This is a genomic window from Anabaenopsis elenkinii CCIBt3563 (genome assembly GCF_015245355.1).
Lineage (GTDB): Bacteria > Cyanobacteriota > Cyanobacteriia > Cyanobacteriales > Nostocaceae > Anabaenopsis > Anabaenopsis elenkinii.
The window spans coordinates 1,648,219-1,659,734 of sequence record NZ_CP063311.1 but is presented as its reverse complement, the minus strand read 5'-3'; the positions used below and the strand labels follow the sequence as shown (position 1 = coordinate 1,659,734).

The following is an 11,516-nucleotide window of genomic DNA, read 5'->3' as shown; positions in this document are numbered from 1 at the left end:
ACTCTGGTTTTCGCGTTACTTGCAGTCTTCAGGGTCCTGTGACCCAACACTCTTTCCTGGTGTCTATGGCGCGGTGGAACCACACTGATCCCTTCCCGAACTCAGAGGTGAAACGCTGCAGCGGCCACGATAGTTGAGGGGTAGCCCTCCGCAAAAATAGCTCGATGCCAGGTTTTATATTCAACACAAAACACCCCCCCACGGGGTGTTTTGTTTTTAAGGCCATTTGGATTTGAAATCTCCCCTGTGTTTCAACCAGGGGAGATGTCAAGTGATATGTAAAGCTACAAATTTAATTACATCTGCTAACCCTTGTTGATTCTTCAGGTTGGTGAAAATAAAAGGTTTATCACCGCGCATTTTCTCAGTGTCTCGTTTCATGATATCTAAATCTGCACCAACATAAGGTGCAAGGTCAATTTTATTAATCACCAATAAGTCAGATTTAGTAATACCAGGTCCACCTTTGCGGGGAATTTTATCACCAGCAGCCACATCGATGACGTAGATTGTTAAATCTACTAGTTCTGGACTAAAGGTAGCTGCTAAGTTGTCGCCGCCACTTTCTAAAAATACTAAATCTAAATTAGTAAATTGGTTTTCTAATTGTTCAATAGCAGCCAAATTCATGGAAGCATCTTCCCGAATTGCTGTGTGGGGACAACCTCCAGTTTCTACCCCTAAGATGCGATCGCTGGTCAAGGCCTGAGACCGTACCAAAAACTGAGCATCCTCTTGGGTATAAATATCATTCGTGACTACCGCCAGCTGATACTGCTCACGCAAAGTCTTACACAAAGCATCGACTAAAGCCGTCTTTCCCGAACCCACCGGGCCTGCTACTCCTACACGCAATGCACTCATTATTTTTGTATCTAACTCCTAAACAACCTTGTATACTGGGTTTCGTGCTGCATACTAGCTAAGGATAAACCCCAACTACAACAGCTCAGGTCGTCATCCTCTAAGGCTAATATTTCCCTGACAGCAGCGCTGATTAATGGTTGTAAATCTAACAATAATTCTTGTCCCGCAGTTTGACCCAGGGGAATGAGTTTCACTCCCCCAGTAATCAAATTACTAGCCCAACTATGTAAATATGCCAGTAAAGCAGCTTGATGATTGATCTCCCAATGAGCCACAGCAATCCCAAAGGCGATCGCATAATTGACAGGATTACCCACAGCACTCACTAAAGGTATGATATCCGGTTCTAGTTTACCCAACAACTGAGTTAGCGATCGCCCCATTTGCCAACTAGATGCGCGCAGTTCTGCGGTTTCTCTAGCAGCAGATAACCACATATTCCAACGACATAAAGCTGATACATCCCCAATACTAGCGGATTGTTGGGCACGTACCATTACCGCCGCGTCTAACCTAATTGCACCATAACGCAGTTCCCCCTCTAACCAATGTTTCAGGGATGCTTGATTGGAAACAGTGCTATTTTCCACCAGCCTTTCTAAGCCTTCAGAATAGCTATATGCTCCCACAGGTAACCCTGGACTTGCTAACTGCAATATGGATAGGAAATTGGCATCAGTGAGAGTGATGGTGTCCATAAGCGCCTAATTCCGGCTGAAATGGTAGGGTTTCCTCTATAACTTCTAGTCCCAATTGTTCTAGCATTGTGCGTAAAACTGGATCTGGCAATAAGCGTAAATAGCTAGAAGTAATTTCTACAGGTACATGGCGATTTCCCAAATGGTATGCGCCTCGCATTAATAAAAGTGGTGTGGGGGAAAACACAGTTAAAACTGATTCTGCCTTGGCAGTAATTCTGACATTTTCCCTTTTGGTTTCATCTTGCAAAATATCCCCATCTTGCAATATTGTCCCCCTGGGTAAACGCAAAAATAACACTTTGCCATCTTCGGTTTCCCAACGGTAACGACTGCGGGTGCGTTCTTCTGCCGTCAGTGCCAGGGTAAAATTTACAACTACATTAGCATTAGGGGGTTGACGTTGGGTTAAAGTCAGCATAGTAATGGGTGTCCCTACCTTTTCAGACAGAAACCAAACGTCGTAAAGATTCCGCTCGGCGCTTGGCAATGGTATTATTGGGAGTAATTTTTAATACTTGCTCATACATTTCCAGAGCTTGAGCAGTTAATTTTTTCCGTTCGTAGGCGTGTCCCAGATTATTCAGTGCTGTTACATAGTCTGGGTTACGTTTTAGCGCTTCCTTATACTGACGAATTGCTAAGTCATATTGCTCTTGACTGAAATAAACATAACCTAGACCGTTATAAATCGGGGCGGTAATATCTTCTTCTTCTTCTTCTTGAGCCGCCTTAATAGCCTTTTGAAACAGTACCACTGCCTGAGAAAATATTTTCTTTTCGGAATAAATGCTCGCTAACTCGTAATATTCTTGAGCCGTACCCTTTTGGTTCTCTAATTTTTTACGTAACCTTGACAAAGCACTTTCACGCTTGCGAGTTTTGAAAATTTGCCGGAAAACATTCACAACTACGAAGGAAAGCAGACCCACAAAAATTGAGAGATAAATAATGACTAAATTTTTATCCATTGCCAGGAAATACAAATATTAAAATTTCACACTTCTGTATATATTATGGGACACTGGGAAGATGGGGTAAATATTTCTTTACTTACGGTAAGCCCCAATATTCAAGGCGTTCTTGTAGCCAACCTTCCGCTATATATTGAGCGATCGCCTGATTAACTTGTCGTCTTAACTGATCATACTGCAATCCCTTGGGCATCACCACAGATAAAGGTTCTGTAGATAACTTCGTAGGTAAAAGTCGGTATTGGGGATATTCTTGTACCCAACCGCTTAGAACACTAGCATCAGCAGCGAAGGCTACCACTGTCTTATTTTCTGTCAGCCTCCGCCCCTCCTGATATGAATTAACTCCCACTAACTCAGCTTTAGGCACATAGTAACGTATGTGGGCAATTGTACTGGAGTTCTTGATTACCGCCACTTTGCGGTTAGCTAAATCACTTAGCTGCTGAATAGCAGCATCATTTGTTATAATTACACTGCCATCAAGATAGTAAGGAACACTGAAACTAACTAAACGCGATCGCGATTCAGTGGCTGTTACCCTAGCGATAGTTAAATCAACTTTCTGATTTAAGACTACAGACAAGCGATCAGCATTGGCTACTGGTTGCAACCTGACGCTATCTGGTTTACCTAACAAATCAAACCCCAGACGCTTTGCCAAGTCAATTTCTAAGCCTTGTAAATTCCCGTGAACATCTCTAAATCCCAACGGGCGTAAGTTATCTTTAACAGCAATAGTTAAATAACCTCGATCCTGAATTTCTGGCATTTTGGCTGCATCCGCCATCAATCCCCAGAAAAAACAGACAATACAAACAATGGTAGCGGATAATACCAGATGTAACTGATTAATTTTTAGCCATCCGTTACATCGGTTATTCATCCGTTACCACCTTTATCCCTTAGCTTGAACTGCCAATTCAGCTACCTTACCGAATGCAGTAGGATCTAAGACTGCCAATTGTGCCAACATTTTGCGATTGAGTTGAATATCAGCTTTTTTGAGATTGCCGATTAACTGACTATAACTCAAACCATGTTGCCTAGCAGCCGCATTGATGCGGGTAATCCACAGGCGGCGAAAATCACGCTTTTTCTTTTTGCGATCGCGATAAGCACTCCGTAGAGCCTTCATCACCTGTTGATTAGCGGTTCTAAACAAAGTTGAATGAGAACCACGAAAACCCTTAGCTAGTTTCAGAATTTTATTGCGGCGTTTACGAGCTACATTACCGCGTTTTACCCTTGTCATAATTTATTTCCTGAACAATTTACAAATAAGGAAGCATCAAGCGTACATTTTCTTCATCCCGTTCGTGTACCAGTGCAGTTTTAGACAGGTTACGCTTTTTGTTAGAAGATTTGTGTTCTAAAAGGTGGCTTTTAAAAGCTTTGCGGCGGACAATTTTACCGCTACCAGTGGCGCGGAATCGCTTGGCTGCTGCTTTACGAGTCTTGAGTTTAGGCATGGTCTAACTTGAATTCGACACAATCCATAATTATATACTATTTCCTGAAATCTTCTGGCAAATCAACTACACATTCAGGAAACTGGCGCTGTAATGCCACAAAAACAGGACAAGGGGGTTCTGCTTGTAAATTTTCTGGGTTACTCCACATAAAAGGCGCTTGCTGTGATGCAGACATCCATAACAGGCGCTTGGCTCGTGTCATACCCACATATAGTAACCGGTATTCCTCAGACATTTTTAAATGTTCTGCCTCTTCCCACGCCTGATACACATTAGGTATATGAGATTTCCCATGTAGAGCCGAGCGAATTTGAGCGCGAGCAACTTCTGATAAAGTAAATTTACCTAAAAACTGGCTTTTAGGAGCAACCCAAAACTTACCAGGAATTGACTTTTCATGTAGAAAGGGGATAAATACATAGTCCCAATCTAACCCTTTAGCTTTGTGCATAGTGATAATGGTCAATTGACCCGGACGAGTATAACGGCCTTCTAAATCATCGGTTTCCACTGGTTCAAACCGTTCAGAATTGACAATTTCACTTAAAGCTGCCAGCATTGTTTCCAGAGAATTATGGTTAGTTATTTGCTGGGTTAACCGTTCTGCGAGTTTATCAGCAGTTGCCAATTCTCCCTGGTCATACTTTAACGTTAAAGCCAGAAAGGAAATTAAATCATATACAGGTAACTCCAAAGGAGCACGAAGTAAACTACGACACAGATGGGCTGCCTTTTTAACCGTGTCTGGCTGGGGTGCTGCTAAAGGACTGGGATACAAAAATTGTTCTGGTAGACTAGCCAGAGCGTTGAGGTCTTGGGTGGGAATCAATTGACGTTGTAGCAACACCTCCAAAGCAGCCTTGAGATAATCAGAAGAATGGGGGCGATGGCAAAACTGCAATAATGCCAAAATTTCCTCAGGTACATGGGAACGGCGCTCACCTTCACCCACATCATAAAGTCTAATTTTATGTTCCTTACACACAGGTTCCAGCCTCTGTGTTAACCAGCGTCCTTGGCGATTTTGTCGCACCAGAATTGCTGCACTCATATTGTGAGGGTTTTCAGCAAACAACTCCACCACTCTTTGAGACAGTAATTCGACTGTATGATCAATATCCCGCGGTTGATAAAGTTCTAATCCTCTTCCCATGGGTAAGGGGTTGGCATTTTTTTGAGGATCGCCGCTGTCAACAGGAAGGATTTTTTGCTCACGAAAGGGTAATGGCTGATTTTTGCGTTGATAAAACCCGTTTACCCATTGTAGAGTGTAGTTAGCAGCAGCAATAATGATTCTGTTACTGCGTCCAGCTTGATCCATGGTTGCTAGTTTGCCAGAACCACTACACACCCGGCAAAATTCCCGGAAATATATCGGATCAGCTGGGGTAAAAGTTGAGTTAATCGCCTGATTAGGATCACCAACACGCACTAAGTTACCGGGAGAGTAGGAAATAGTCGCCGAATAATTATCTGGGTCAACACCTGCTAAAATCTCCAATAGCCTCGTCTGTAAAGGGCTAGAATCTTGGGCCTCGTCCTCAAATACTGCAAAAACTTGGTTTTGTTCCATGCTGCGAGCGCTGTGGTTTTCCAGAACATGGAGGGCGGCTAGGATCATATCATCGTAGTCAATGAAATCATGCGATCGCATGAGATTGTCATATTCTTCATACAATCCCGCCGCTATCCGTAAAATTGCGTATTTATCTCTAGTTTTTTCACTCCACCCTCTGAGTTGGTCTGGTTTGATTCCAGAACTTTTAGCCTCATGAATCACCGTAGTGGCTAAGTCCGGTAAAACCTCCGTGCGCAAAACTGACTGACGGCGTAATTTTTCTGTCTCTTCCCCGTCAAATTGATCACCCTCCAGCAACCGGCCATAAAGTTCTGGATGATTATTAATCCATTGTTCTACCGCTGTACGTACAAAACGGTGGCTTTGATTAGGAGTAATTAATGTGACATTATCCAAATCTAAACCAGACAAATCAGGGTAACGGCTAGCAATATTCAAAGCCAGACCATGCAAAGTGTAGACAGCAAAGCCAGACTGAGGTAGAGATAACTCTTTTAAGTATTGGCAAATTTTTGTTTTAATATTGGCAGCAGCGGAACGAGTAAAAGTCACAACTACAACCTGACGACGGTCAAACAGACCAGACTCAGCATAAACTTGGTACTGACGGGCGATCGCGATCGCTGCTGCTGCGGCCATACCAGTAGATTTACCAGCCCCAGGAACCGCCGAAACAGCCAGGAGTCCTGAAGTCCAATCAGCCATTTGCTGTTGTCCTGGGCGTAGAATCTTACGGATTCCCCAAATCTTTTCTTGTAACTGAGACTGAAGACATTCCCCAGAGAAAGTAGCCCTAAGTTCAGAATTTAACATAATTATTGAGATTTTAAAAGTATATTACTTAGCCAACTGGTATACCGGATCAAGTGCATCAGATGTCAAAAATCTCTTGATTGACACCAATCAACTATAAAATTATCTGTATTTATCTGTATTTATCTGTGTTCATCTGTGGTTAATCAATCTTAGATATAGAACACTGACTAACAAACTAGTGTTATGTATCACATCATCTCCCAACTCCAAGAACTGCATCAACGTTTAACAAATAGACAACCCTATCTACATTATCTAGGATTAGCTGCAATCATCGCCCTGAGTAGCATCTTACGCTTTCAGAATTTAGACTTAAAACCTCTGTGGATGGACGAGGTAATTACAGCTATTTTCAGTTTAGGTAAAAATTATCATCAATTGCCCTTAGATATCTTATTCCCTCTGCAAACAGTCCCAGAAATTTTTACTTACCAGTCTGGAGTTAGTTGTAGTCAAATTGCTGCAAATCTAACCCATCAGTCTACCCATCCTCCATTATTTTTTTGTGCAATGTACAGCTGGTTAGGGTGGATGACTCCCTTGGGTTCAGAGTGGGTAACAAAATTGCGATCGCTATCGGCTTTATGTGGCGTAGGTAGTATCGTCGCGATTTATTTTGTCAACCGCACTGCTTTTTCTCCCACATCGGGAATCATCGCCGCCTTAATTATGGCTGTTTCTCCCTTTGCTGTTTACCTTTCCCAAGAAGCACGCCATTATACCATGCCCATGTTCCTAATCACTTTAGCATTATGGGGACTAATGGAAATTCAGCAGGATATTTTAGATAATAAACGTCTGAGATGGTGGGTTGTGATCTTATGGTCAATTGTCAATATTATTGGTTTTTATACTCACTACTTTTTTATTTTGGCTTTCATTGCTGAAATTATCACACTACTCTTATTAATCTATTGGTGTAAAACTTCGATATTCAAAAACACCTTAATTATAGCAACTACTGGGGTCGTAATTAGTTTTATTCCCTGGATGCCGGTAATCTTGAATCATGTTCAGAGTTCCGCCACCAACTGGTTACCTGCTACTATGCACATTTCCCCGGTATATCACACCTTAATTAGTTGGATTTTAATGGTGATTGCTCTACCTGTGGAAAATCAGCCTTTAGTAATTACAGTTATCTGTGGCTTTTTCATGGTAACTTTTGCCATTTGGCTAGGTTGGCAGGTATGGAAGGGTTTAAAAATTGTCTATTTAGAAAAGAAAACCCATTTATCAATCTTAACCCTGGCCACTTTTATGATTGTGGTGTTAATGCAGTTTTTTGCTATAGCCTACTTATTTGGTAAAGATATAACTGTTATTCCCCGCTATAACTTTGTTTATTATCCCAGTTTTTGCGCTTTGTTGGCAGCTAGTATTGGCAAAAATCACCAGTCAAAATTGATAATTTTATTTGTGGGTGTTATCAGTTGTGTGTTTGTAGTTTCTAATTTAGTCTTTCAAAAGCCTTTCCAGCCGGAACAAGTCGCCCAAAACATGAATTTAGAACCATCTGCGCCCATCATGCTCGTGGTAGGATATAGCAATTATCAGGATGTAGCCTTGGGATTAGGTTTTGCTTTAGCATTAGAAAAACTTAGGAATAATACCAACAGTTTCAATCAGTTTGATACTGTGGGTTTTTTAGACAAATCTCCCCATTCACCTCCCTTGTGGGAGAAACTTGATCAAATGCCCAAACTAGGAGTATCTCAGATAAATTTATGGATAGTTGGCCCGGGGATGATCAGGGAGAGTTATCCCCAGCAGTTGGGACTGTTTGGGGATAGTATTTGTAATATAGACACTGCACAGCACTATCGGATAGGTATTCCCTATCAACTTTATCGCTGTCACAAAATTAGACTTTAGAGGATGTTATTCGTCAATTTGCCAGGAATCTTTGCTGATGACATCATCAAAAATTTTCTTAGGACGGACAATCACAATCACTCGTCCCAGCAGAGGAATTTGTGGCTCGGTGTCAAACCACTGAAAATCTAATTCACCATTGTGTTCAACCACGAAATAGCTGGAATCATCCCATTGACGCCCGGCGCGGTCTACAACTACCAGCACGGGTTTTGGTAAATTGTTCTCCTGGTTGGGGAGGCGATCGCTATTACATAAAATCACTACAGGATCTTCCGCACTTAATAATACTTGCCAACCTGGTAATGGTACCCAAGCTTGTTCCCCTGCAAATTTAACTAAGCCAAATGGTTCCAAACTTTCTACCAGAGGTACACTTTTTAAATCCTGTGGTGTTAATGGGAACTCCCCCACTACCGGCACGATGCGGGGTAATTCGTCTTCTGACTCAAAGCGATAAAAGGGTAAAATGGGGGCGGGACGCTGGGAGACTACAGTAAAATCAACTAATAACTGTTCTATTTTGTTCCTAGCTGTGGGGGTGTGGGCAAATTTCAAACCTTTGGCAATTAGACGCGATCGCTCTTGCAAATCTGTATACTGCCGTGCTAACTTCCAAGCTTGATAGGCAACAGCATCACCAGGATGGTCTGAAAAACCGGTCGGTAAAGTCCGCAAGCGGGAGAAATCCTTAATTGCTTTTGCAACTTCCCGCGCTTCATCCATATCGAGTTTGTGGGTAAAGGTGAGTTCAGCTGCAGCGGCCCGTTCTTCGTGGGTCAGCAAGCGTAATTCATACAAAACATCGCTACCTCGTGTAGCGTAGTGCGATCGCGTAGCTTCCGAAGCACCACCTTTTTCTAAAGAATGATAAACTTGGGAACCAACAATCACCTGGTTTTGTTGAATTGGTTCAAATCCAGTTTCCTCAAAAATCTGCTGAGGATTGTAACCGGCTTTTTGCAAGGAGGCGATCGCCGCCCCCCACTCGACCCAGTTACCTTGTTTTTGTCTGAGCTTTCGCAGCAACTCCTTTACTACATCTTCATTCAAAGCATTTTCAGGATTTTGAGCATTAGAAGGTAAATTAGTCATAATTCGGGAGTGGGAGCCTAAAATAGGAAAGTTTTTGTAAATGTGAGTTAGCAACGCCAACCAGGATATCTGAAATTTCACCCCCCAGTTTATCCTTTCTGTCTTACACATACTATACTAGTGTCGAAATATTCTTCACTCTTAACCGTTCACAGATGACCAATAATGAATCGAGAAATTCGCGATATTTTTGACCGTATTGCTCCAGTTTATGACCAGTTAAATAATTGGTTGAGTCTGGGACAACATCGGATCTGGAAGGAAATGACAATCAAATGGAGTGGAGCTAAACCAGGAGATACTTGTGTAGATTTATGTTGTGGGAGTGGTGATTTAGCCTTTGGTTTGGCCAGATATGTGGGAAACCAGGGACAGGTGTATGGTGTGGATTTCTCAGCCAATCTATTAGCAGCTGCTCAAAAACGGGCCCAAAGCCAATACTCCCAACCCCCAATTTCTTGGATAGAAGCCGATGTACTCAGTTTACCTTTCGAGGATGGCCAATTCGATGCGGCAACCATGGGGTATGGTTTAAGAAATGTTACAGATATTGGGCGCAGTCTTCAAGAATTACACCGCGTTCTCAAACCTGGTGCTACAGCGGCAATTTTAGACTTTCACCGTCCCCGAAATCAGCAGATGCGAGCCTTTCAGCAATGGTATTTAAGTAGTATAGTTGTACCCATGGCTGAACAAATGGGTTTAAAACAAGAATATGCTTATATCAGTCCCAGCTTAGATCGTTTCCCCACTGGGGAGGAGCAAGTCGAGTTAGCCCGTCAAGTTGGTTTTACTTCGGTTACCCACTATCCCATTGCGAACGATATGATGGGAGTATTGGTAGTCAGTAAATGATTTACCACTTGTGGTTTATCAAGCCTAATTCTCTTAATTTTTACCTTGGATTGGTCTCACCTTTGGTTTTACCTATTACCCCCGGTTCTGGGTGGCGTTATTGGCTATTTTACTAACGATATAGCCATAAAAATGTTGTTTCGTCCCTACCAAGCAATTTATATTGCGGGGCGAAAAGTACCATTTACTCCGGGATTGATTCCTCGCAACCAAGAACGTCTGGCTACGAGAATTTCTAATACAATTATGGGGTCGTTGCTGACTCCCACAGAATTGCAAAATCTGGCACGACGTTTGTTACAAACAGAACGGGTACAAACAGCGATTCTCTGGTTATTACAATTAGCAATTGCACAAATTAAACAGGAAAAGAACGAGAAAAGTACCAAAATTGTCGCCGGAATTTTGCGCGACCTCTTAGGAGAATCATTACCTCGGTTGCTGAGAGTTCTAGCCAGGCGAGAAGATTTTTTAGAGGCGCAAATTAATCAAATTTTTGACCAGGTATTGCTGGAATTACAACTGAGTGAAGAACAGTCTACAAGGCTAGCCGATTGGTTATTACAGGTAGTCTTACCCCCAGATGTATTGCGACAGGTAATTATTGATTTTCTGACCGATCGCACGATTCAAACTATTGATGAAAGCTTTCGGGAAAAGACTAGTGGTACTTACTGGGTAGTAGCAAATTTGTTTGGTTTACGTAATACTCTCACCAGATTGAGAACTTTTTGCTTAGATGAAAAAGAGGCTAGCAATGCTCGTTTAGAGGAATTAATCGCAGTTTTGCAAATGCGCGATCGCCTCAAGAAAGTCTTGCAAGATTTATCATTACAGAACTTACCCATAGGGACAGTGCGCCAACTGCGCAAGACCACAAGGGAAAGTGTGCGTCATTATATCCAGTCGAGTGGGAGCGATTTACTGCAAGGATTGACTGATTCTGTTAACTGGGAGAATATAGCCACTTTACTCCTAAATCGTCTGAGCAATTCACCTGTACTCAGTTCTTCCTTAGAAGTTGTCAGTCAAGAGTTAGCGAAAATTTTGGAAAGATATTTAGAACAGGATTTAGAGAAAATTGTCGCCCAGGTAATTCCCATATTATCCATAGATCAAGTAATTATTGACCGTGTAAAGTCAACTTCCCCGGCTGATTTAGAGGCTGCAATTGAGGGAATTGTTAAAAGTGAATTACAGGCAATTGTTACTATAGGTGGTGTGTTGGGTTTTGTGATTGGTTTATTACAAGTAGGATTTTTAATATTGACCCAAGGTTAGT

The 11,516-nt window shown here is 42.2% G+C and carries 12 protein-coding genes and 1 rRNA gene; 4 read left to right on the top strand and 9 right to left on the bottom strand.

Features of this window, described 5'->3' with window-relative positions:
- Positions 1-55: 55 nt before the first annotated feature.
- Positions 56-173 (top strand): 5S ribosomal RNA (rrf, locus tag IM676_RS07470).
- Positions 174-267: 94 nt separating this feature from the next.
- On the opposite strand, the gene ureG is transcribed toward rrf, so the two are convergent.
- From ureG to IM676_RS07430, 8 genes are all read right to left on the bottom strand, one after another.
- Positions 268-864: an urease accessory protein UreG gene (gene ureG / locus IM676_RS07465; protein WP_200989614.1), complete on the bottom strand. Its 597-nt coding sequence runs from the start codon at positions 862-864 to the stop codon at positions 268-270.
- Between the two features lie 11 nt (positions 865-875).
- Positions 876-1,565 carry an urease accessory protein UreF gene (locus IM676_RS07460; RefSeq protein ID WP_200989613.1) on the bottom strand — a complete coding sequence of 230 codons (690 nt, stop codon included), beginning with the start codon at positions 1,563-1,565 and terminating at the stop codon, positions 876-878.
- The gene (gene ureE / locus IM676_RS07455) at positions 1,543-1,986 is read right to left on the bottom strand and encodes an urease accessory protein UreE (protein WP_200989612.1); all 444 of its coding nucleotides are present in this window, start codon (positions 1,984-1,986) and stop codon (positions 1,543-1,545) included. The genes IM676_RS07460 and ureE overlap by 23 nt, the downstream gene beginning before the upstream one ends.
- A gap of 22 nt (positions 1,987-2,008) precedes the next feature.
- Complete coding sequence (locus tag IM676_RS07450) at positions 2,009-2,536, bottom strand: tetratricopeptide repeat protein (protein WP_200989611.1); 528 nt, start codon at positions 2,534-2,536, stop codon at positions 2,009-2,011.
- A gap of 82 nt (positions 2,537-2,618) precedes the next feature.
- Positions 2,619-3,425, bottom strand: a complete 807-nt coding sequence (locus IM676_RS07445; RefSeq protein ID WP_200989610.1) for a transporter substrate-binding domain-containing protein — start codon at positions 3,423-3,425, stop codon at positions 2,619-2,621.
- Positions 3,426-3,437: 12 nt separating this feature from the next.
- A complete protein-coding gene (rplT, locus tag IM676_RS07440) occupies positions 3,438-3,794 on the bottom strand; it encodes a 50S ribosomal protein L20 (RefSeq protein ID WP_200989609.1) in 357 nt (118 codons plus the stop codon).
- A 19-nt stretch (positions 3,795-3,813) separates the two neighbouring features.
- On the bottom strand, positions 3,814-4,011 hold the full coding sequence (gene rpmI, locus IM676_RS07435; RefSeq protein ID WP_200989608.1) for a 50S ribosomal protein L35: 198 nt from the start codon (positions 4,009-4,011) through the stop codon (positions 3,814-3,816).
- Positions 4,012-4,048: 37 nt separating this feature from the next.
- Positions 4,049-6,406: an ATP-dependent helicase gene (locus IM676_RS07430; protein WP_200989607.1), complete on the bottom strand. Its 2,358-nt coding sequence runs from the start codon at positions 6,404-6,406 to the stop codon at positions 4,049-4,051.
- A 186-nt stretch (positions 6,407-6,592) separates the two neighbouring features.
- Here IM676_RS07430 and IM676_RS07425 point away from each other — a divergent pair, with 186 nt between their 5' ends.
- Complete coding sequence (locus IM676_RS07425; protein WP_200989606.1) at positions 6,593-8,284, top strand: glycosyltransferase family 39 protein; 1,692 nt, start codon at positions 6,593-6,595, stop codon at positions 8,282-8,284.
- A gap of 6 nt (positions 8,285-8,290) precedes the next feature.
- Here IM676_RS07425 and IM676_RS07420 read toward each other — a convergent pair whose 3' ends face one another.
- On the bottom strand, positions 8,291-9,379 hold the full coding sequence (locus IM676_RS07420; RefSeq protein WP_200989605.1) for a RuBisCO accumulation factor 1: 1,089 nt from the start codon (positions 9,377-9,379) through the stop codon (positions 8,291-8,293).
- A gap of 165 nt (positions 9,380-9,544) precedes the next feature.
- On the opposite strand from IM676_RS07420, the gene ubiE reads away from it, so the two are divergent.
- Together ubiE and IM676_RS07410 are read left to right on the top strand one after the other, a co-directional pair.
- The gene (gene ubiE / locus IM676_RS07415; protein WP_200989604.1) at positions 9,545-10,234 is read left to right on the top strand and encodes a bifunctional demethylmenaquinone methyltransferase/2-methoxy-6-polyprenyl-1,4-benzoquinol methylase UbiE; all 690 of its coding nucleotides are present in this window, start codon (positions 9,545-9,547) and stop codon (positions 10,232-10,234) included.
- Positions 10,235-10,279: 45 nt separating this feature from the next.
- Positions 10,280-11,515 carry a DUF445 domain-containing protein gene (locus IM676_RS07410; protein WP_200989603.1) on the top strand — a complete coding sequence of 412 codons (1,236 nt, stop codon included), beginning with the start codon at positions 10,280-10,282 and terminating at the stop codon, positions 11,513-11,515.
- Position 11,516: the final 1 nt, after the last annotated feature.